Source organism: Lentzea sp. NPDC042327, from assembly GCF_040647275.1.
GTDB lineage: Bacteria > Actinomycetota > Actinomycetes > Mycobacteriales > Pseudonocardiaceae > Lentzea.
In genome coordinates, this window is record NZ_JBEZBX010000003.1 from 83664 (window position 1) to 104513 (window position 20850).

Consider the following 20850-nt stretch of genomic DNA (forward strand, 5'->3'; position numbering starts at 1 on the left):
ATGACGGTGCAGGTTCGGGCGGGGCTCGGCGTCGGACGCCTGGCCGCCGCACTGGCTTCCCTGGTGGAACTGCACCCCGAGCTGTGCCGTTCGGGCTTCGCGCACCACGAGGTCACCGACCCCGCCGCCGCCACGGCCGCCGCACTGGCCGAAGCGGAGGCGGGGCTCGACCTGCGGGCGGGTGTGCTGATGCAGGCCGTGTGGCTGGACGCCGGACCCGAGCGGTCGGGGCGGATCGTGCTGGTGCTGCACGACGTCGTGGCCGACCGGATGCCGCGCGTGCTGCCGTGGCTGGTGCAGGCCTGGAAGCAACCCGCGCTGGTCGGCTAGTCCCGATCTTGTCGGACCCGCTGAGTACGGTGAGACGCAGGGGATCCCGACTCGGGGGTACCCCTGCGTGAGCGCGGCCGGGCCCGCTGGGTCACCCGTCGGTGGTGCACCGGGGGAGCGTCCGCGCCGGCGTGCCCGTCCGTGCCGAGGGTGCCGGTCCGCCGCAGCGCGTCCAGCCTGGCCGGGTGCGATCGACCGGCCGGGTGCGTCCAGCCTGGCCCGGTGCGATCGACTGGCCGGACAGCACGGCCACGCCACCCCTCGCCGTGACCGCCCGCGCCGCGGGTCGCGTCCGGACGCGACAAGACCCCGCCCGGCCTAGGTCCGCTGCGCCACGAACACGTGCTCGCGCCCAGGCCGGTCGGGCGCGTCCCGCACGTCCACCACCCGGAACCCGCACCCCGCGAGGCTGTCCACGACCTCGTCGTGCGACCGGAACCGCAGCGTGGAGTCCGAGGCGAGCTCGGTCCCGTCGGGGAACCGGTAGGTGTGCCGGAACGACACGAACGGCAGCCGCACCTCCAGCACCTCCAGCCGCTCGGTCACGCCGCCGACCGCGCGGTCCGGCCGGTCCGCCCACTCCTCCCAGGCCCGGGACTCCGGCCTGCGCGTCTCGAACACGAGGTGCCCGCCGGGGCGCAGGGCCGCGTGGACGCCGCGCAGCGCCGCCTCCCAGTCGGTGCCGAGGAACACCTGCGCCACGTTGCCCGTCATGACCGCGAGGTCCACCCGCAGCGGCGGCAGCGAGGTCGCGTCGCCGTGCAGCCACGTCACCCGCGAGTCCTTGGCGCGCGCCAGCTCCAGTGACGCGAGGGCCGGGTCCACCCCGACCACGTCGAGTCCTGCCTCGGCCAGCAGCACCCCGAGGCACCCGGTGCCGCACCCGACGTCGAGCACGCTCGCCGCGCCGAGCTCGGCCGCGACCGCCAGGTAGAGGTCCAGGTCGGTGCGCCGGCCGTCGAACGCGTCGTAGACGGCCGCCAGGCGCGGGTCGGAGAAGATCAGGTCGGGCATCTCGCGTCCTCGTTCCCCGTCACGAACGGGCGGAGCAGCGCGATCAGCTCGTGGTCCGGCCGCCCGTTCAGCTCGTCCTCCGCCACCCGCCGGGCGATCCCGGCGAGGAAGTCCGCGACCTGCACCCGTGCGTCGTGCTGCGAGTCGGCCAGGGTCAGCTCCGCCAGCCGCGGCGCAGCCTCCTTCAGCCGCCGGATGCGGTCCTCGGTCAGCGACAGCTGCTGGTCGTGCACGATCGACACCGGGCCGCGCCACTGCGCCACGGCCCGCAGGATCGCCGGGAACAGCGGGTCCAGGGCGCCGCGCGGCCCGCGGGCGCGCAGCAGGTCGTTGTAGTGCTCCAGCGGGCCGGTGACCGGACCGAACTCCGCGCGCACCCGTGCGGCCAGGAACCGCCGCTTGTCCACCAGCTGCACGCGCGCCCGGCCGGCCAGCGGGCCAGACGGGTCCAGGAACCACAGCAGCACCCACCGGTTCTTCTGCCGCAGCAGGTGGTTCGCCTTGTACTCCAGGGCCGGCGACCTGATCATCGACCGCAGCTCGGCGACGCACGCGCCGGCCTCCTCGCGGGACAGCCGCACGGCCGCGTGCGCGAAGACCGCCGTGACCCCGCCGACGAGCTTCTCGCCCTCGGAGCCCGACTCGTCGCAGGCGATCTCCATCAGGACGCCGCCGTGGCCGTGGTTCGCATCAGGGGTCGAGGATGCCCCACCCGCGCGGTTCCGGTCGCCCGAATTTGTTGACAGCGGCGGTGGTCCGGTGCTGTGATTCAACGCACAACATACAGGAAACCTTCTTAACTAAATCGCCGCCGCGCCCTGTACCCCTGCACAGGAGGCACCTGTGGCCAGATCCCTGTTCTTGGTCGTCCCAGCCGCACTGGCGCTCAGCGTCCCCGCCGTCGCGGTCGCCGCCCCGGTCCAGTACCAGGCGGAGAACGCGACGATCACCCACGGCGTGGTGGAGTCCAACCACGCCGGCTTCACCGGCTCGGGCTTCGTCAACTACGACAACGAGGTCGGCAGCTCGGTGGAGTTCACCGTGACCGCCGCCGCTGCCGGCCCGGCGACCCTTACTTTCCGGTTCGCCAACGGCCAGACGGCCGACCGCCCGATGGACATCTCGGTGAACGGCGCACTGGTCGCGGACGAGCTCGCGTTCCCGAGCACGGGCGCGTGGACGTCCTGGACGACCCGCTCCACCGCCGTGACCCTCACCGCGGGCACCAACAAGATCAAGACCGTCGCGACCACGTCCAACGGCGGCCCGAACCTGGACCGCGTCGACGTCGACCAGCAGTCCGGCACGCCGGACACCACGGCCCCGTCGGTCCCCGGCGGCCTGCGCTCGACCGGCACCACGGCGACCTCGGTGTCGCTCGCGTGGGACGCGTCCACCGACAACGTGGGCGTGACCGGCTACGTGCTGTCGAGCGGGCAGACCGCGACCGGCACCACCCACACCGTGAGCGGCCTGACGCCGGACACCTCGTACACCTTCACCGTGCGGGCGCGGGACGCGGCGGGCAACCTGTCCGGCGCCTCCGGTGCCGTCACGGTGCGCACGCAGCCCGGAACCCCCGGCGGCACCCGGCCGCACGACGTCAACGGACTGCTGCGCGTGTGCGGCGTGCAGCTGTGCAACCAGTACGGCAAGCCGGTCCAGCTGCGCGGCATGAGCACGCACGGCATCCAGTGGTACCACCGGTGCTCCAAGTCCCAGTGGTGGGACGCGCTGGTCAACGACTGGAACGCGGACTTCCTCCGCGTCGCCATGTACGTCCAGGAGGACGGCTACGAGACCGACCCCCGCAAGTTCACCGACCTGGTGCACGGCTACATCGAGGAAGCCACCCGCCGCGGCATCTACGTCCTCGTGGACTGGCACCAGCTCGACCCCGGTGACCCGAACTACAACCTGTCCCGCGCCAAGACGTTCTTCACCGAGATCGCGACCAGGCACAGGGACAAGACCAACATCATCTACGACATCGCCAACGAGCCGAACAACGTCTCGTGGGCGCGGGTGAAGTCCTACGCCGAGCAGATGATCCCGGTCATCCGCGACATCGACCCGGACAGCCTCATCGTCTCGGGCACGAACGGCTGGTCGACGTTCGGCCATTCCGACGGCGACAGCCCGTCCGAGGTGCTGAACAACCGGGTCAACGCCACGAACTTCATGTACTCGTTCCACTTCTACGCGCAGGCGCACCAGGACTCGTACCTCAGCGTCCTGGACCAGGTGTCGAGCCAGGTCCCGGTGTTCGTGACCGAGTTCGGCACGCAGGCCGCGTCCGGTGGCGGCAGCAACGACTTCACCATGTCGCAGAGGTACGTCGACCTCATGGCCCGCAAGAAGATCTCCTGGGCCAACTGGAACTACTCCGACGACGGCCTGACGGGCGCGGTGTTCAAGACCGGCACCTGCTCGGGCACCACGTTCGCGGGCACCGGTGTGCTGAAGCCGGCCGGGGTGTGGGTGCGGGACCGCATCCGGACGCCCGACGACTTCCCGACGAGCTGATGCCGGACGAGCTGATCCCGGTGAGGTGAGTGAGGGGGCGTGGCCGGTGCCACGCCCCCTTCACGACGACAACGGCCAGGTGTGGACGGGTTCGTTGGCGTGCATGAGGTCCACGTAGGTCCGCAGCATCGTGCGCAGCGCGTCCGCCCGGTCCAGGTGCGAGTGGTCGTAGTGCCGGTGGAACTCCCTGGCCTGCCAGGTCGCGCCGTTCACACCGCTCAGGCACCGCTGCTCGATCACACCCAGCAGGCGGTCGCGCTCGGCCGAGTCGACGCCCCACCGGATCAGCCCCTCGTGGGCGAGCGGCAGCAGCCGGCGCAGCACCAGCTCGACCACCGGCACGGTGCCGACGCCGGGCCAGTACATCTGCGCGTCCATGCCGTTGCGCGCGGCGGCGTTGAAGTTCTCCTCCGCCGCCTGGAAGCTCATCTGCGACCACAGCGGACGCTCGTCCTCGGCCAGCGCGCGCACGAGGCCGAAGTACAGCGCCGCGTTCGCCAGGGTGTCCACGATGGTCGGACCCGCGGGCAGCACCCGGTTCTCCACGCGCAGGTGCGGCCGGTCCCGCACCACGTCGTACACCGGCCGGTTCCACCGGTAGATCGTGCCGTTGTGCAGCTTCAGCTCGCTCAGCGAGGGCGTGTCGCCCTTGTCGAGCACCGCGAGCGGGTCCTCGTCGTCGCAGATCGGCAGCAGCGCGGGGAAGTAGCGGACGTTCTCCTCGAACAGGTCGAAGATCGAGTTGATCCACCGCTCGCCGAACCACACCCGCGGCCGCACGCCCTGCGCCTTGAGCTCGTCGCCGCGCGTGTCGGTCGCCTGCTGGAACAACGCGATCCGCGTCTCCCGCCACAGCTCCTTGCCGAGGAAGAACGGCGAGTTCGCGCCCACCGCCACCTGCACGCCGGCGATGGCCTGCGCGGCGTTCCAGTAGGCGGGGAACTGCTCGGGGCTCACCTGCAGGTGCAGCTGCGTGCTCGTGCACGCCGCCTCCGGCACGATCGAGCTGGACGTGAGGTGCAGCCGCTCGACGCCGTCGATGGAGATCTGCAGGTCCTCGCCCCTCGCCGCCAGCACCTGCTCGTTCAGCAGCGCGTAGCGCGGGTTGCCCGACAGCAGGTCCGGCGTGATGTGCCGGGACCGCAACGTCGGCAGGATGCCGTTGACGACCATGTGCGCGCCGACCCGGCGGGCCTTCTCCTCGGCGTCGTTGAGGCTGCGGCGCACCGTCTCCTCGAACGCCGTGATGCCCCCGCCGGCCAGCCGCCGCGGCGCCACGTTGATCTCGATGTTCCACTGGCCCAGCTCCGTCACGAAGTCCGGGTCGTCGATGACCTCCAGCGCCTCGTGGTTCTTCATCGCGGGATCACCCTGCTCGTCGATCAGGTTGATCTCGATCTCGAGGCCGGTCATCGGCCGCTCGAAGTCGAACCGCGCCTCGCGCAGCATCCGCGCGAACACGTCGAGGCACCGCCGGACCTTCGTCCGGTACCGCGTGCGGTCCTCGCGCGTGAACTCCTGCTTCGCGACGTCCTCGCCCATGGTGGCCTCCCGGCGGTCGAGGGAACACCTCACCACTCTGCACCATGGTTGATCAATCCGACACTCAGGGGAGCGTTCCCGCGCACCAGGTGGGACGCCGGACGCCCGCCGTGTCGCGGCCCCGATGACCAGCCTTCCATTGTCCCGAATTCCGGGGTGGATTTCCCGGCGGTCCGCGGAGAAAGCCGGCGGTCGTTCAGGCGCCCATTTTCATTCGGCCCCTTACCTGGTTGCGAGTTGTCCACTTTTTGACCCTTTTGTGGGCTGTCCTCGCACCGTGTCGGCGGTGCTACCGTGCGAAGTCAGCGACGAGAGCCGGGTGGGGAGCCTTGGGGAACATCGCGAGGTTCGGCATTTTGGGACCGTTGTGCGTCACGCGGAACGGCAGGGCCGTGAAACTGGGGGGACCTCGGCAGCGGACGTTGCTCGCCGCGTTGCTGGTGCGGGCGGGCAAACCGGTGGGGCTGAGCGGCATCGTGGACGCGCTGTGGGGGGAGAACCCGCCGGCGAGCGCGGTGGCGAACGTGCACACGCACGTGAACCGGCTCAGGAGCGCGTTGAAGGACGTCGGGCTGGACGGGCTGCTCGTCACCGACGGCAGCGGGTACCGGTTGCTGGTGGAGCCGGACCAGCTCGACAGCGCGCGGTTCGAGGCCTCTGCCGGGCAGGCCCGGAGCGCACTGCGCGCCGGGGACGCGCTGAAGGCGGTCGAGCTCTGGCAGGAGGCGTGGGACTGCTGGCGGGGCGCGGTGCTGGAGGACGTGCCGCGGGCCGGGTGGCTCGAGACCGAGGTCGTGCGGCTGGAGGAGCTGGCGGCCGCCGCGCGGGAGGACTGCGCGGACGCGCGGCTCGCGGCCGGGCAGTACCGGGCGCTCGTCACCGAGCTGTCGGCGCTCGTGCGGGAGCAGCCGCTGCGGGAGGGGCTGTGGCGGCGGCTGATGCTCGCGCAGCACCGGGCCGGGCGCCGCGCCGAGGCGCTGGAGACGTACCGGGCGGTGCGGGAGGTGCTGGTCGAGGCGCTCGGCGTGGAACCGTGCGCGGAGATCCGGGAGCTGCACCGGGAGGTCCTGCGCGGCGAGGGACCCGTGGTGGTGCGACCGATGCAGCTGCCGCCCGGCGCGCAGGACGTCACCGGGCGCGCCACCCAGACCGCGCGGCTGCGCCGGTTGCTGACCGGGCGGGCCGGTGCGGTCGCCGCGATCACCGGCAAGGCGGGCGTGGGCAAGACGACGCTGGCGGTGCGGGTCGCGCACGAGGTGGCCGGGCACTTCACCGGCGGACAGCTCTACGTGCGGCTGGGCGGCACGCACGCGCCGCGCGACCCGGCGACCGTGCTGGCCGAGCTGCTGATCGCGTGCGGGGTGCACCCGCACGCCGTTCCGGAGGACCGGGAGGCCCGCGCCGCGCTCTACCGGTCGCAGCTCGCGGCGCGGCCCGTGCTGGTCGTGCTCGACGACGCCGCGAACATGGCGCAGGTGCGGCCGTTGCTGCCGGGCACGGCGGGGTCGGCGGTGCTGATCACGAGCCGGGCGCAGCTGGTCGACGTCGACACCGCGCACACCGTGCACCTCGACGTGCTCGGCACGGAGGACGCGGTGCGGGTGCTCGCCTCGATCGCCGGTCGGTCCCGGCTCGCCGCGGAACCCGACGCCGCCAGGGCGGTGGCCCGCTACTGCGGCAACCTCCCGCTGGCGCTGCGGATCGCGGGCTCCCGGCTGGCCCGCAGGGCGCACTGGACGGTCGGGCGGCTCGCGGAACGGCTGGCCGACGAGGGCACCCGCCTCAACGAGCTGTGCATCGACGACCTGGAGGCGCGCGCCAGCCTCGCGCTGAGCTACGAGGCGCTCGGACCCGCCCAGCGACGCGCGTTCCGGTTGCTGAGCCTGCTCGACGTGCCGGACTTCCCCGCCTGGGTCGCGGGGCCGCTGCTCGGCGTCCCCGTCGCGGACGCCGAGGAGCTCGTCGACGGCCTCGCCGACGCGCACCTGCTCGAACCAGCGGGCCACGGCCGCTACCGGTTCCACGACCTGCTGCGGGTCTTCGGCCGCGAACGCGCGCAGCAGGACGACCCCGGCCGCACCGCGGCGCTCACCCGCGCGTTCACCGCCTGGCTCGACCTGGCCGCGCGCGCCGAGTCCGGGCTGCCGAGCCGGTTCCTCAAGGTGCGGCTGGAGGTGCGGGACGCGCGCCTGCCGGGGGACGTCACCGCCCGGCTGCTCGCCGACCCGCTGGCGTTCCTGGAGGCCGAACGCGACGCGCTGGTCGCCGTCGTCGAGCAGGCGCTCGCGCTGGGCCTGACCGCGCTCGCCGCCGACACCGCCGGGGTGCTGACGACGTTGTTCGACCTGCGCAGCCACTACGACCTGTGGCGGCACACGCACGAGCTGGTCCTGGCGGCCGCGCAGCAGAGCGGCGACGCCCGGCGCACCGCGGTCCTGCACCAGGGGCTCGGCGCGCTGGCGTTCTACCGCGACCGCTTCAGCGAGGCGCGCACGCACTTCACGCGGGCGCAGCACCTGTTCCACGACCTCGGCGAGGTGCCGGGGCAGGCCTACGCCAACCTGGGCCTGGGCAGCGTCGACCTCTTCCACGGCCGCCACGACGAGGCCGCCGCCCTGCTCGCGCGCGCCAGGGCCGGCTTCCACCGGTGCGCCGACGCGTTCGGCGGTGCCTTCGCCCTGCAGGGGCTCGGGGTGGTGCGGCGCAACCAGGGCCGCCTCGACGAGGCCGCGGCGTTCCTCGACCGCGCGCTGGCCGCCTTCGCCGAGCTCGACTCGGACTACGGGCGGGCGTGCGTGCTGTTCAGCTACGGCCTGCTGCACAACGCCCGCGGCGACCTCGCCGCCACCGAGCACGCGATGCCGGCGGCCGTCGGCCTGTTCCGTGCGGCGTCCTGTCCGCGCGACGAGGCGCTGGCGCTGCACGTGTTCGCCGCCATCCACGCCCAGCGCGGTGACGCCGATCGCGCGGCGGCGCTGATGGCCCGGTCGCAGGCCGCGTTCTCGCCGCAGGACGAGAGCGTCGGCAAGGCCGAGACCCTCTACAGCCTCGGCTGGGTCGCCCACCGCGACCGCCGCTTCACCGAGGCGCAGGAGTGCTTCACGCGGGCGTTGCGGCTGTTCGAACGGTTCGACATGCCGCTGCACCAGGTCCGCACCCGTGCCGCGCTGCACAGCACGGGCCTCACCGGCCCCGGCCGGTGAGCGCGCTGACCAGGTGCCGTTGCAGCAACCAGAACACCACCAGGCACGGCAGCGCCGTGGCGGTCGCGGCGGCCATCAGCTCGGCGATGTCCAGCCGTGTGGAGTCCATCGTGGACAGACCGAGGGTGAGCGTGCGCATGTCCGTGGAGTTCGTGACCACCAACGGCCACAGGAAGTCGTTCCAGTGCCACAGGAACACGAACACCGCGAGCGTGGCGAGCACCGGACGGCACAACGGCAGCACGATGTGCCAGTAGGTCCGCCAGTCGCCGGCGCCGTCGACCCGCACGGCGTCGAACACCTCGCCCGGCAGCGCGCGGATGAACTGCCGCAGCACCAGCACCGCCTGGGCGTTGGCGAGCGTCGGCACCACCAGTCCCCACCAGGTGTCCACCCACCCCAGCGACGCGACCAGCAGCAGCAACGGCACCAGCACCGCGTGGAACGGCACCATGAACGTCGACACGATCGTCCACAGCAGCAGGTCCCGGCCGCGGAAGCGCTTGCGGGCGAACACGTACGCGGCCATCGACGCGGACAGCAGGACCACCACCACCGACACCAGCGCGTAGACCAGCGTGTTGAGCGTCCACCGCACGAAGTCCTCGGCCGCGAGCACCACGGCGAAGTTCCGCAGCGTCAGCGACTCCGGCAGGGCGTGCGGCAGCGTCGGGGAACCGGGTGGTGACAGCGCGACCACGACCATCACGGCGAACGGTCCCAGCGCGAGCAGCGTGACCACCGCCAGCACCACGACCGGCCACCGCGAGCGCCTCACGGGTCCCCGCCGAACACCCGCCGCTGGGTCAGCGCCACCAGCAGCACCACGGCCCACAGCACGACCCCGGCCGCCGCCGCGTGCCCGAGGTCGAACAACCGGAACCCGTACTCGTACACCACGTACGCCAGCACCTGGCTGGCCCGCATCGGCCCTCCCTCGGTCAGCACGAAAACGGTGTCGAAGACCTGGAACGCGCCGATCGTCTCGACCACCACCACGAAGAACAACACCGGGCGCAGGAACGGCAGCAGCACGTGCCACACCCGTTGCCATGCGGTCGCCCCGTCCACCCTGGCCGCGTCCAGGCAGTCGGACGGCACGTCCTGCAGACCGGCGAAGAGCACCAGCACCGCGTAGCCGGACCCCTTCCACACGCTCACGACGGCGAGCGCGGGCAGCACCAGCGACGGGTGGGACAGCACCCCCAGCGGCTCGAACAGCCACCGCCACACCACGGCGGCGAGCACCGGGCTGGTGGCGTACGGGGCGAGCAGGGCGGCGCGGAACCAGCCGCGCGCCCACGTGACCCGGTCGAGCAGCACCGCCGTTCCCAGCGCCACCAGCACGGTCAGCGGCACGCACAGCGCGACGTAGCCGAGCGTGGTGCGCAGGCTGGCCGTGAACGTCCGGCTCGCGGCCAGGTCGCGGTAGTTCGCCAGCCCGACGAACGTCCAGCCGCCGCCCGCGTCGTGGTCGGTGAGGCTCAGCCCGGCCGCCCCCAGCACCGGGACGACCCGGAACAGGCCGAAGAGCACCAGCACCGGCAGCAGGAAGAGCAGGGTCGTGACCGCGCCGCGCATCAGCGGCCGAGCAGCCCGTCGACCTCGGCGGCGGCGTCGGCGAGCGCCTGCTCCGGGGTGCTCCTGCCCAGCAGCGCGGCCTGCAGGTGCGGGGCCAGCAGGCCCATCACCCTGCGCGCCTGCGGGTGCGGGTCACCGGCCGACGCGTAGGGCAGCGCGTCGAGGAAGCTCCTCGCCAGGGCGTCCTGCGGCGGCGCCACCTCGGCCCACGGCGCGAAGAAGTCCGACCGGGCGCACAGCGCGTCGACGACCTCCCGCGAGCTCAGGTGGGCGAGCACGGTCCTGGCCGCCGCGGTGTCCTTCGCGGTGCGCACCAGCGCCAACGCGCCGGGCTGGCCGAACGTCGCCCGCACCCGGCCCTGCAACGGCGGGCCGACCGCGGTGTTGTCCGCTCCGATGCCCGCCGCGATGGCGCGGGCCTCCGCGGCGGTCGTCACGTGGCTCATCGCCGCTTTCCCCAGTGCCACCGGGTCGTCCCTGATGTCGCTCTTGCGGGTCGTGACGTCCGCGGGCAGGCCGCCCGCCGCCGCGAGGTCGACGAGGAACCGCAGCGCCGCGACGCCCTCCGGGGAGGAGAACGCGCTGCGCCGGCCGTCCGGGCTGAACACCGTGCCGCCCGCCTGCCACAGCAGCGGGTAGAAGGTGATGTTGAGCGTCTCCTCGGCCGACCCGGCGTAGTCGAGCACCGGCACGCCCCTGGCCGCGAGCCGCGGCGCGGCCGCCCTGACCTCGTCCCACGTCCGCGGCAGTTCCGTGATCCCCGCCTGCGCGAACAACGCGCGGTTGTAGACCGTCGTCGTGACGGTCTGGTACAGCGGCACGCCGTAGACCTCGCCGTTCACCGTCAGCGCCGAGACCGCCGACGGCCGGAACGCCGTCCCACTCGCCGCCACCACGTCGCCGACCGGCTGGAGCGCCCGCTGGGCGGCGTACTGCGGGATCATGTCCGGCTGCAGCAGCACCACGTCCGGTCCGCTGCCCGACAGCAGCGCCGTGCCGATCTTCTCCTGCCGGCCGGCCCACGGTTGCAGTTGAATCCGCAGGTCGATGTCGTGCGACGACTCGAAGCCGCGCTCGACCTCCTGCCAGAACGCCCTGCTCGCGGTCTCGTCGTCGATGACCGGGTACAGCCACACGGTCACCGTCCGGCCGGTCACCGGTGCGCCGCAGGCCGTGAGGGCGAACGCCAGTGCCGCGGCGAGCAGGCGCCTCACGCCGGAATCCCGAACAGGCCGGCGGCGTTGCGCCACATCACGTGCTCGTGCTCGCGTTCGCTCAGGCCCGCGTCCACGACCACGCCGAGCGCGATCGCCGGGTCGACCAGCGTGCTGTCGGTGCCGAAGAGCACCTGCTCCACCGGCACGCGGTCCAGGGCGTAGCGGAAGCGGTCGCGGTCGGTGATCGAGCAGCACGGTTCGAGGTAGAGCCGGTCGCTGCGGACCGCCGCCTCGACCGCCGTCCGCCACGCCGGCCCGCCCATGTGCCCCGCGATCACCCGCAGCCCCGGCACCTCCTCCAGCACGTCCACGAGACCCAGCACGCTGTCGTCCCAGGTGTGCACCAGCACCGGCAGCCCGGCGGCAGCGGCCATCCGCAGCGCCTCCCGCGTCGGCGTGGACGTGAGCGGCAGCGCGGGGTAGGTGGTGTGGATCTTCACGCCCACGAACCGCTTCGCCGGGGTGTAGCGCTCCAGCTCGCGTGCGGCCTCGTCGAGCTGGTTGGGGTTGATGACGACGTATCCGAGCAGACGCGGTTGTTCGGCCAATGCCTCGGCCATCCACCTGTTGCCGCTCACCATGTCGTAGGTGACCGCCTCGGACGCGGACACGATCTGCCGGTCGATGCCGTAGCGGTCCATGAGCTTGATGTTGACGTCGACGGCGCCCACGTCCGTCGAGAAGAACCACGGTCCCGCGTGCCCGTGCACGTCGATGATCATCGGGCGTCCTCCAGCCACGCCGTGGCCGTGCCCCCGGCCACCTGGTGCCACTCCTCGGTGCCGAGGCCGGACATGCGCAGACGCAACGCCGACGGCATGACGTCGTGCACCGGCGCCCGCGAGCCGTACGCGAGGTGGTGCGCCCCGACCTCGCCCGCGATCCGCTCGATCGAGTCGGGTCCGACCAGCATCCGGGTCGAGGCCACGAACCCCGGCTCGCGACGGGCGAGTACGACGAAGTCCGCCACCTTGTAGGCGTGCACGTCCAGGAAGCACACCCGCGTGCCGCTGAACGCGGGCCAGTAGCGGCTGATGTCGCCGCTCGTCAGCAGCACCATGCCGTGGGCCGACGCGAGGCCGACGACGTGCTGCAGACCCGGTGACTCCGGCTCCACCCATTGCTCCGGCGGGAACACCCGCAGCAGCCGCACACCCTCGGCCGCAAGGCGCGCTATCTCCGTCTCGGCCGTCAGCGCGTCACGGATGTCCACTGTGCCCACGGGGACATGACCCGTCTGTTCGATCGCCTTGCGCATCTCGTCGTTGCCCGAGCACGCGTCGAACAACCCGCCCCGCAACGAGCACACCAACCCGCGCGCGATGCCGTGACGAGAGAGCTGCTCACCCACGGCCTCGATGGACGCGTCGACGTCGCGGGTGGGCACAGCGCCGAAGAGCACGTCGACGTCGAGCGCGATCTCGTGCCGCTCGTGCGGGACGTGGGGGAGGGGAGCCACCATGACCGGCAGCCTGGTGGCCGCCCCTACACGAGCCCTACACGGCGGGCACCGCGATCGCGGTGACCAGGACGTCGCCCTGCACCAGCCAGCGGCCGCGGAAGTCCGCGATCGGGGTGTCGGGCAGCAGGATCCGCGAGTGGAACGTGCCGTCCGGGTCGAGCGTGATGTCCGCGTCCTCGAACCCGAGCCACCGCCGCGTGACCGGGAACCACGCCTTGTACGTGGTCTCCTTCGCGCTGAACAGCAGCCGGTCCCAGCAGATCTTCGGGTCCTCCGCCCGCAGCCCGGCCATCCGGTCCAGCTCGGCCGGCACCGCGATGGCCCCCAGCACCCCGTCCGGCGCGGGCCCGTGCGGTTCGGCGTCGATGCCGATCGTCAGGAAGTCCGCCGTGCTCGCCAGCGCGGCCGCCCGGTAGCCCAGGCAGTGCGTGAGGCTGCCGACGACGCCCTCCGGCCACAGCGGCTCGCGCTTGGGCCCCGGCAGCACCGGCGCGGGCGCGACACCGAGCCGCGCCATGGCCTGGCGCGCGCACCAGCGCGCGGTGCCGAACTCCGCGCGGCGCTTGGGCACCGCGTTGCCCAGCAGCGCCTCCTCCTCGGGGAAGAGGCCGGCCGGCTGCTCGTCGTCGAACCGTTCCACCGCCGCGATCGGCGGGGGGAGGAGTTGTTCCAGCACCTATGACTCCCGCAACACGTCGTGCAGCTTGGCCCCGGTCACGCCGCGCGGTCGCCACTCGCGCGGGTAGCCGAGGGAGACCTCGTCGAAGCGCACGCCGTCGTAGACGGTCGTGCGGGGGATGTGCAGATGGCCGTAGACCATCTCGACGGCGTTGAACCGCGTGTGCCAGTCGGCCGTCGCCGTGGTGCCGCACCACAGCGCGAACTCGGGGTAGCGCAGCACGAACGTGGGGTCGCGCACGAGCGGGTAGTGGTTGATCAGCACGGTCGGCCCGCTCACCTCGGCGAGCCGTCGCGCGGTCTCCTCCACCCGAGCCCGGCACCAGGCCTCGCGCGACGGGTAGGGGTCGGGGTGCAGGAAGTACTCGTCGGTGCACACGACGCCCGCCTCGTGCGCGATGGCGAGGGCGGACTGCACGTCCGTGGCACCCGGTGGCCTGAACGAGTAGTCGTAGCCGATGAAGAGGGGACAGACGGTGACCGGCCCGCCGTCGCCGTCGAAGACCGCGTACGGGTCCTCCGGGGTGAGCACGTCGAGGCTGCGGCAGAGTTCGACGAGCTGCTTGTAGCGCACCTCGCCGCGCGCCTGGTTCTCGTCGTCCTTCGTGGTCCAGAGCTCGTGGTTGCCCGGGGACCAGATGACCCGGCCGAACCGGGGGCGCAGCGTCCGCAGGGTCCACTCGATGTCGCCGAACTTCTCACCCACGTCCCCGGCGACGATCAGCCAGTCGGCCGGGTCCGGTGCGGTGATCGCCGCCACCACGTCGCGGTTGTCCTGGTAGGAGACGTGCAGGTCGCTGGTGGCCAAGAGCTTCACACCTCGACGGTAGCCGTGGCGTCAACGCGAGGAGATCAACCTGAACCGAAGAGACCACCCGTTCGTGTCCTGAGTAACACGACCGGTTATCCGTTCGTCGCAGACAGTGCGCCACTCGTCTCAACAGGGCGAGCCGCAAGTCGCCGACCTTGCCCCGCTCATCGCTGCCGACGGCCCGCGCACTTACCTGTCCACCTGCACCGTTCCTACCGTGAGCGCTGTCACCTGACGGAAAAGTCCTGGCGGAGGACCACACCATGACCGACTCCCAGTTCGCCCGCACGCCGGACCCGCGACTCGCGCGCGGAGTCCCGCAGCGGCAGGTCCCCCAGGGTCAGGTCCCCGCGCGCCCGGTGCCCGCGCGCCAGGCCCCCCAGGGTCAGCTGCCCCAGCGCCCGCTGCCGCCGCGCCAGGGCCAGGTGCCCCGCTACGGCCAGCCGGTCGACCCGCGCCTGGCCGCCGCACCGTCGTTCCGCCGCACCGTCGGCGCCGAGATCGCCCGCCACGCCCAGCAGCACCAGGCCTACGCCGTCCCCTCGCGCCGCAGCACGGCCGAGGAGACCGCGCTGGCCACCCTGCTGCGCTCCCGCCAGCGCGCCGAGTCCGCCCGCCAGGACACCCGTTCCGCCGACACCTCCGTCCCGCGCCAGGACTCCTGGATGCGCGCCGGCGTGTGGCCGGAGCAGACCGCCGACCCCGGCCGCGGCGACGTCATCGAACAGCTCTCGTCCCGCCTGGTCAGCCCCAACCTGTGGGCCGTCGTCGAACCCCTCATCCCACCCGCGAAGGTCCGCCGCCAGGGCGGTGGCCGCGGCCGCGTCTGCAACCGCACGGTCTTCACCGCCATCGTCTTCGTGCTCTCCTCCGGCTGCGCGTGGCGGCACCTGCCCGCGTCCTTCGGCGTGACCGTGCCGACCGTGCACCGCCGCTTCCAGGAGTGGACCGACCTGGGCCTGTGGACCCGCCTGCGCCGCGCCGTGGCCGAGGGCGCCTGCGGCACCGACGAGGTCGACTGGATCCGCGCCGTGCTCGACGCGGCGGACCGCCGGTCGGCGAAGGCGGCCGGCTGAGGCGCCGTCCCCCTGCTCGCGCCGGGGTCACCCTGAGGAAGGGTGGCCCCGGCGTTGTGTTGCGCTCGCCCGGTTCGTGCGCCCTGCCGAGCACTGACCGCTCATCGCACCGTGACCGGCCGACCGGTGTCCGCTCAGTGCGTTGTCGCTGTCGCCTCCGCGATCATCTGGCGCGCGTGGGTGATGAACCGCGTGGCTTCCGGCATCGTCAGCACCACCGCGTCGCCCGCCGGACCGAGCACCGCCACTCCAGACCGCTCATCGCACCCGTGACCGCTCATCGCACCCGTGACCGCTCATCGCACCACGACCGCTCATCGCACTCATGGCCGCTCCCGCGCCACTTCACCGCATCCCGCGTCACATGCCGTTGATGCCCGCCTGGTACTTCGGCACCCGCACGGTGATCTTCGTGCCCAGTCCGCACGCCGTCTCCACCACGAGCCCGTACTCGTCCCCGTACACCCGCCGCAACCGCTCGTCGATGTTCCCGAGCCCGATCCCCGCGGACTCGTCGACCTGACCGGCGAGCGTCCGCCGCAGCTCGTCGGGGTCCATGCCGATGCCGTCGTCCTCGATGGTGATCTCGGCCTCGGCACCGCTGTCGTTCGCGTAGATCTGGATGTGGCCCGGCTCGACCTTGCCCTCCATGCCGTGCCGCACGGCGTTCTCGACGAGCGGCTGCAGGCACAGGAACGGCACGGTCACCGGCAGCACCTCGGGCGCCACCTGCAACGTCACCCTCAGGCGTTCGCCGAAGCGGGCGCGTTCGAGGGCGAGGTACTGGTCTATCGAACGCAGCTCCTCGGCCAGCGTCGTGAAGTCGCCGTGCCGCCGGAACGAGTAGCGGGTGAAGTCCGCGAAGTCGAGGAGCAACGTACGCGCGCGCTCCGGGTTGGTGCGGACGTACGAAGCGATGGCGGACAACGAGTTGTAGATGAAGTGCGGTGAGATCTGGGCGCGGAGTGCGCGCACCTCGGCCTCCACCAGGCGCGTCCGCGAGCGGTCGAGCTCGGCCAGCTCCAGCTGCCCCGCCGCCCACCGGGCCACCTGGTTCGTCGCGCGGACCAGGCCCGCGGAGGCCTCGCGGGAGTAGGCGGCCAGGGTCCCGACCACGCGGCCCTCGACGGTCAGCGGGGCGACGACCGCGCAGTTGATCGGGCAGTTCGGTTCGGTGCAGCCGATGTCGAACGCCTGGGTGCGGCCGGTCAGGAACACGTCCTGCGCCTGCGCCATCGCCTCCGCGGCGTGGTGCTCGGACACGCCCTCCCACGCGACGACCTCGGTCTCGTCGGTCAGCGCGAGCGCGGGGGTGTCGAGCAGGGTGCGCAGGTGGCGCGCGGACCTCTTCGCCGCGTCCGGGACCAGGCCCGCGCGCAGCGGGGGAGCGGCGGACCAGGCGGTGTGCAGGGTCTCGTAGGTCACGCGCTGGGCCTCGGTCGACAGCGACTGCCGGCTGCGCGTGCCCCGCCACAGCACGAGCACCGCCGCCCCGCCGACGATCAGGATCGCCGCGGCGGTGAGGAGGTCGTGCATCTCAGTTCACCTCTAGCTTCGCTCGTCGCCGTGGGAAGACGAACCTGAGCCGTCCAGCCCGAGGTTCTCGGGCGCGTGGAGCTTGACCATCGTGCGCTGCACCCCCGGCGGCACGTGCCGCTGGGTGAGCAGGGAGACCACGTACATGACCCCGAAGCCCAGCGGCACCGTCCACGCCGCCGGACGGGACAGGAGCGTCTCGTACCGGGCGTCGCCGGTGTCGGTGAACATCGTGACCAGCCCCGCGGTCAGGGCGGGCAGGCCGCCCGCGAGCATGCCCGCGATGGCGCCGGCGGTCGTGATCCGGGTCGACCAGATCCCCAGCATCAGCAACGGGCACAGCGACGACGCCGCCACCGCGAACGCCAGGCCCACCATGTCCGCCACCGGCATGCCCGTCGACACGAACGTCATCGCCAGCGGCACGATGCCCGCGAGCACCGTCGAGATCCGGAACCCGCGCACGCCGCCGAGCCGCAGCACGTCCTGCGACAGGACACCCGCCAGCGACACCACCAGCCCCGAGGACGTCGACAGGAACGCCGCGAACGCGCCACCGGCCACCAGCGCGCCGAGCAGCTCGCCGCCGAGACCGTCGATCATCCGCGTCGGCAGCACGAGCACCACGGCGTCGGTCTGCCCGGTCATCAGCAGCTCGGGCGTGTACAGCCGGCCGAGCGCCCCGTACACCGGTGGCATCAGGTAGAACACCGACAGCAGGCCCAGCACGATCAACGTCGTGCGGCGCGCGGCCGTGCCGTTCGGGTTGGTGTAGAAGCGCACGATCACGTGCGGCAGCCCCATGGTCCCCAGGAACGTCGCGATGATCAGCGAGTAGGCCGCGTACAGCGGGAACTGCTGCCCGCTCGACTCCGGCAGCGACCACGTCTCGTTGGTGTTGTGCCCCATCGTGGACACGTGCGGCACGGTCGAGCCCTGTGGGAACGTGAGCTCCGTGCCCCGCCCGACGCGGTGGTGGCCGGCGGTCAGCACGTGCCCGTCACCCTCCACGCGCTGCCCGTCGACCTCGCCGGAGCCCCGGACGGTGACGGCCTGCTCGGCGTGCACCACCGTCTCGTTCCGGAACACGACCTCGGTGTCCTGCCGGAACGACGGGAACTCCGGTGCGGTCAGCGACTGGGCGCCGTGCACCTGCCACGCGACGACCAGGAACACGACCGGCACGGTGATCGCGGTGAGCTTGAGCCAGTACTGGAACGCCTGCACGAACGTGATCGACCGCATCCCGCCGGACATCACGTTGACCGTCACGACCGCCGCGACGACCAGCGCGCCCACCCAGTCCGGCGCCCCGGTCACCGTGTTCAGCGTCAGCCCCGCGCCTTCGAGCTGCGGCAACAGGTACAGCCAGCCGATCGCCAGCGCCAGCGCCGACGCGACGCCCCGCACACCGCGCGAGCGGAAGCGGGCCTCGGCGAAGTCCGGCAGCGTGTACGCGCCGGAGCGGCGCAGCGGTGCGGCGACCATCGTCAGCAGCACCAGGTACCCGGCGGTGTAGCCGACCGGGAACCACAGCATGTCCGGCCCGTAGGCGAAGATCAGCCCGGCGATGCCCACGAACGACGCCGCCGACAGGTACTCGCCGCCGATCGCCGAGGCGTTCCACCACGGCGACACCGTGCGCGACGCGACGTAGAAATCCGACGTGGTGCGGGAGACGCGCAGCCCGTACGTGCCGACCAGGATCGTGCCCAGTGCGACGACCAGCACCGCCACGACGGCGTACCCGCTCGTCATGGCCGTTCGACCAGCTCCGCGAACTCGCGCTCGCTGCGTTCGGCCTGCCGCACGTAGAACCAGCCGGCCAGCAGCAGCATCGGGCCCGTCGCCACGCACAGCAGGAACCACGGCAGCCCGAGCCCGAAGATCCGCATCTTGCCGATCTGCGGCTCGATCGCGAACAGCAGCGGCAGCAGTCCCAGCGTCCCGCACACCACGAAGCACACCGACAGGCCCAGCCTGCGCTGGGCGCGGATCAGGGTGCGCATGTAGACAGCGCCGAGCTCGCTCTGCTCGTTGATCTCCCTGGTGCCCGGGTACGGCCGCCGGGCCCGCGGCGCCCTGGTGCGGGGACTCGTCACCACCACGCGCTGGACCGGCCGCGGGGGCGGCTGCCCCGGTGGCGGTGTCGTCACGACCCCAGCCCGTTGCGCGGGTGCGCGGTGGCCGCGGGCGCGGCCTGACCGGACACCGGCGCCGGCCGGGCGCGGCGCACGAGCAGCTGCCGCAGGTGCCGGGCGTGCCGGCGGCTCACCGGCAGCACCGCGCCGCCGATCGTGACGCTGAGGTGCCCCTCCTCCAGCCGCAGCTCGTCGATGTGGCCGAGCGAGACGAGGTGGCTGCGGTGGATGCGCACGAACCCGGCGCTGCGCCAGCGCTCCTCGAGCCCGTTGAGCGCGGCGCGGACCAGCCCGCTGCCGGTCGCGGTGTGCAGCCGGGCGTAGTCGCCGTGCGCCTCCACGTACCGGATGTCAGCGAGCCGGATGAAGCGGGTGACGCCGCCGAGCTCGACCGGGATGACCTCGTCACCGACCTCGGGCGGGGTGGCGTTGGCCGGTTGCGCGGCCGCGGGCGGGGCGGCCTCCGCGGGGTTCTTCGAGTCCCAGACCTCGTGCACGATCCGGTGCACCGACTCGGCCAGCCGCTCCTGGCGCACCGGCTTGAGCAGGTAGTCGAGCGCCTTGAGCTCGAACGCCTCGACGGCGGGCTGCTGGTGCGCGGTCACGAACACGACCGGTGGCGGCTGCGCGAACCTCGACAGCACGCGGGCGAGGTCGAGACCGTCCAGTCCCGGCATGCGGATGTCGAGGAACACCGCGTCGAGCGGCTGGCCCGCGTCCATCGCCCGGTGCAGCACCCGCAGCGCCTTCGTGGCGTCGGTGACGGCTTCGACGTGCGCGATGCGCGGGTCCGAGCGCAACAGGTAGGTGAGGTCCTCCAGCGCGGGTGCCTCGTCGTCGACGGCGAGCACCCGCAGGGACCGTTCGAGGCTGCCACGTCGATCCGGTCCCTCGCACAGGGGGCACGGCAGACCTGAGGTCATTCGAGATCGAGTCCAAACTGTGTACGGCCGATCCTCACGTGGCGCGACTGGACCACGCTCGGTCAACGCGCGCCTGGTGAGCCGAGGGCGTCGGATACGCGATCATGCCTCCTCACGGAGGGTGAGTCGCCGCGGGGGTCCGGTTGCCCGTCGTGCGCACGGCAAGCACCCCCTCGACCCCAGAAAGCCCAATTGGCGCATCATCCGACAGGTCGAGGAGGTACGGGAACCCTCCGAACGGGTGCGTCTGGCCCCTGTCATCGGCGCCGTCGTCACCCACCGTGCAGTTGCCTGGTCACGCGAGCGGCGGCCTCAGGACTGCCGGATCGCCCTCGGCTGGGCCGCCAGCGCGTCACCCAGCGTGATTTCCAGCTCGATGAACGACTCCTCCGCACGCCGCGCCGCCACGCTCACCGAGGCGGCAGCGGCCGGCCCGACGAGTCTGCGGGTGGGCGCGCGCAACGCCTGGATCGCCTCGGACCACTGGTTCGAGAGCTTGGCCAGTCCGCTCAGCGTGTCGACGAGGGCTTCGGTGTTGTCCGGCGGCGACGCGACGATCTCCGCCAGCCGGTCGCGCAGCGAGTCCAGTGCCGGGTCCACTTCACTCCTCCCGTGGTGGTGCGCCAGTGGGCGGCTGCGGCTGCCGAGAACGAGCGCGAACTAATTCCCCCATGGGCAACACCATATCTCGACCGCGGAGGTGCGGCGCAATGATGTTGCCCCGACCGGACCACCCGGCCAATCAAGCCGTCATAGCGCCCCGGTGGAGCCGTCGTCTCAACTGGCCAGCGGTTATGCCCGATCGCTGAA

Annotated in this window: 18 protein-coding genes and 1 pseudogene; 4 read left to right on the forward strand and 15 right to left on the reverse strand. The window is 72.3% G+C overall.

Annotated features, from left to right (window positions below; all coding sequences use genetic code 11):
• Positions 1-330 carry a hypothetical protein gene (locus AB0A63_RS08155; RefSeq protein ID WP_360386889.1) on the forward strand — a complete coding sequence of 110 codons (330 nt, stop codon included), beginning with the start codon at positions 1-3 and terminating at the stop codon, positions 328-330.
• A 318-nt stretch (positions 331-648) separates the two neighbouring features.
• Here AB0A63_RS08155 and AB0A63_RS08160 read toward each other — a convergent pair whose 3' ends face one another.
• Together AB0A63_RS08160 and AB0A63_RS08165 are read right to left on the reverse strand one after the other, a co-directional pair.
• Complete coding sequence (locus tag AB0A63_RS08160) at positions 649-1344, reverse strand: class I SAM-dependent methyltransferase (protein WP_360386891.1); 696 nt, start codon at positions 1342-1344, stop codon at positions 649-651.
• Positions 1332-2006, reverse strand: coding sequence for an NAD-dependent protein deacetylase of SIR2 family (locus AB0A63_RS08165; protein ID WP_360386894.1), 675 nt, complete (start codon positions 2004-2006; stop codon positions 1332-1334). The genes AB0A63_RS08160 and AB0A63_RS08165 overlap by 13 nt, the downstream gene beginning before the upstream one ends.
• 181 nt (positions 2007-2187) lie before the next feature.
• Between AB0A63_RS08165 and AB0A63_RS08170 the strand changes: the two genes are divergently transcribed.
• A complete protein-coding gene (locus AB0A63_RS08170; protein WP_360386897.1) occupies positions 2188-3870 on the forward strand; it encodes a cellulase family glycosylhydrolase in 1683 nt (560 codons plus the stop codon).
• A 60-nt stretch (positions 3871-3930) separates the two neighbouring features.
• Here AB0A63_RS08170 and AB0A63_RS08175 read toward each other — a convergent pair whose 3' ends face one another.
• Positions 3931-5412 carry a glutamate--cysteine ligase gene (locus tag AB0A63_RS08175; RefSeq protein WP_360388337.1) on the reverse strand — a complete coding sequence of 494 codons (1482 nt, stop codon included), beginning with the start codon at positions 5410-5412 and terminating at the stop codon, positions 3931-3933.
• Positions 5413-5804: 392 nt separating this feature from the next.
• Here AB0A63_RS08175 and AB0A63_RS08180 point away from each other — a divergent pair, with 392 nt between their 5' ends.
• Complete coding sequence (locus AB0A63_RS08180) at positions 5805-8615, forward strand: BTAD domain-containing putative transcriptional regulator (protein ID WP_360386900.1); 2811 nt, start codon at positions 5805-5807, stop codon at positions 8613-8615.
• On the opposite strand, the gene AB0A63_RS08185 is transcribed toward AB0A63_RS08180, so the two are convergent.
• The 7 genes from AB0A63_RS08185 to AB0A63_RS08215 are packed head-to-tail and all read right to left on the reverse strand — an operon-like array spanning position 8596 to position 14370.
• Positions 8596-9393: a carbohydrate ABC transporter permease gene (locus AB0A63_RS08185; RefSeq protein WP_360386902.1), complete on the reverse strand. Its 798-nt coding sequence runs from the start codon at positions 9391-9393 to the stop codon at positions 8596-8598. The two genes, AB0A63_RS08180 and AB0A63_RS08185, sit on opposite strands and share 20 nt — an antisense overlap.
• The gene (locus AB0A63_RS08190; protein ID WP_360386904.1) at positions 9390-10196 is read right to left on the reverse strand and encodes a sugar ABC transporter permease; all 807 of its coding nucleotides are present in this window, start codon (positions 10194-10196) and stop codon (positions 9390-9392) included. Before AB0A63_RS08190 ends, AB0A63_RS08185 begins: the two co-directional genes overlap by 4 nt.
• Positions 10196-11410 carry a sugar ABC transporter substrate-binding protein gene (locus AB0A63_RS08195; RefSeq protein ID WP_360386907.1) on the reverse strand — a complete coding sequence of 405 codons (1215 nt, stop codon included), beginning with the start codon at positions 11408-11410 and terminating at the stop codon, positions 10196-10198. Before AB0A63_RS08195 ends, AB0A63_RS08190 begins: the two co-directional genes overlap by 1 nt.
• Positions 11407-12135: an amidohydrolase family protein gene (locus tag AB0A63_RS08200; protein WP_360386909.1), complete on the reverse strand. Its 729-nt coding sequence runs from the start codon at positions 12133-12135 to the stop codon at positions 11407-11409. The genes AB0A63_RS08195 and AB0A63_RS08200 overlap by 4 nt, the downstream gene beginning before the upstream one ends.
• Positions 12132-12875, reverse strand: coding sequence for a hypothetical protein (locus AB0A63_RS08205; protein WP_360386911.1), 744 nt, complete (start codon positions 12873-12875; stop codon positions 12132-12134). Before AB0A63_RS08205 ends, AB0A63_RS08200 begins: the two co-directional genes overlap by 4 nt.
• A gap of 34 nt (positions 12876-12909) precedes the next feature.
• Complete coding sequence (locus AB0A63_RS08210; RefSeq protein ID WP_360386914.1) at positions 12910-13551, reverse strand: 4'-phosphopantetheinyl transferase superfamily protein; 642 nt, start codon at positions 13549-13551, stop codon at positions 12910-12912.
• Positions 13552-14370: a metallophosphoesterase gene (locus AB0A63_RS08215; protein WP_360386917.1), complete on the reverse strand. Its 819-nt coding sequence runs from the start codon at positions 14368-14370 to the stop codon at positions 13552-13554.
• Positions 14371-15029: 659 nt separating this feature from the next.
• Here AB0A63_RS08215 and AB0A63_RS08220 point away from each other — a divergent pair.
• Positions 15030-15428: pseudogene (locus tag AB0A63_RS08220) on the forward strand (transposase); the annotation flags it as partial.
• A gap of 372 nt (positions 15429-15800) precedes the next feature.
• On the opposite strand, the gene AB0A63_RS08225 reads toward AB0A63_RS08220, so the two are convergent.
• From AB0A63_RS08225 to AB0A63_RS08245, 5 genes are all read right to left on the reverse strand, one after another.
• Positions 15801-16976 carry a histidine kinase gene (locus AB0A63_RS08225; RefSeq protein WP_360386920.1) on the reverse strand — a complete coding sequence of 392 codons (1176 nt, stop codon included), beginning with the start codon at positions 16974-16976 and terminating at the stop codon, positions 15801-15803.
• A 12-nt stretch (positions 16977-16988) separates the two neighbouring features.
• The gene (locus AB0A63_RS08230) at positions 16989-18734 is read right to left on the reverse strand and encodes a cation acetate symporter (RefSeq protein WP_360386923.1); all 1746 of its coding nucleotides are present in this window, start codon (positions 18732-18734) and stop codon (positions 16989-16991) included.
• Complete coding sequence (locus AB0A63_RS08235; protein ID WP_360386926.1) at positions 18731-19132, reverse strand: hypothetical protein; 402 nt, start codon at positions 19130-19132, stop codon at positions 18731-18733. Before AB0A63_RS08235 ends, AB0A63_RS08230 begins: the two co-directional genes overlap by 4 nt.
• Positions 19129-20040, reverse strand: coding sequence for a LytTR family DNA-binding domain-containing protein (locus tag AB0A63_RS08240; RefSeq protein ID WP_360386929.1), 912 nt, complete (start codon positions 20038-20040; stop codon positions 19129-19131). Before AB0A63_RS08240 ends, AB0A63_RS08235 begins: the two co-directional genes overlap by 4 nt.
• A 312-nt stretch (positions 20041-20352) precedes the next feature.
• Entirely contained in the window at positions 20353-20640 is a 288-nt protein-coding gene (locus AB0A63_RS08245; protein ID WP_360386932.1) for a hypothetical protein, read from the reverse strand.
• Positions 20641-20850 lie beyond the last annotated feature (210 nt).

Bases quoted from the DNA above. Each gene is read 5' to 3' on its own strand.
- AB0A63_RS08155 (WP_360386889.1), top strand. From the start codon at position 1: ATGACGGTGCAGGTTCGGGCGGGGCTCGGCGTCGGACGCCTGGCCGCC.
- AB0A63_RS08160 (WP_360386891.1), bottom strand. From the start codon at position 1,344: ATGCCCGACCTGATCTTCTCCGACCCGCGCCTGGCGGCCGTCTACGAC.
- AB0A63_RS08165 (WP_360386894.1), bottom strand. From the start codon at position 2,006: ATGGAGATCGCCTGCGACGAGTCGGGCTCCGAGGGCGAGAAGCTCGTC.
- AB0A63_RS08175 (WP_360388337.1), bottom strand. From the start codon at position 5,412: ATGGGCGAGGACGTCGCGAAGCAGGAGTTCACGCGCGAGGACCGCACG.
- AB0A63_RS08190 (WP_360386904.1), bottom strand. From the start codon at position 10,196: ATGCGCGGCGCGGTCACGACCCTGCTCTTCCTGCTGCCGGTGCTGGTG.
- AB0A63_RS08200 (WP_360386909.1), bottom strand. From the start codon at position 12,135: ATGATCATCGACGTGCACGGGCACGCGGGACCGTGGTTCTTCTCGACG.
- AB0A63_RS08205 (WP_360386911.1), bottom strand. From the start codon at position 12,875: ATGGTGGCTCCCCTCCCCCACGTCCCGCACGAGCGGCACGAGATCGCG.
- AB0A63_RS08225 (WP_360386920.1), bottom strand. From the start codon at position 16,976: ATGCACGACCTCCTCACCGCCGCGGCGATCCTGATCGTCGGCGGGGCG.
- AB0A63_RS08230 (WP_360386923.1), bottom strand. From the start codon at position 18,734: ATGACGAGCGGGTACGCCGTCGTGGCGGTGCTGGTCGTCGCACTGGGC.
- AB0A63_RS08240 (WP_360386929.1), bottom strand. From the start codon at position 20,040: ATGACCTCAGGTCTGCCGTGCCCCCTGTGCGAGGGACCGGATCGACGT.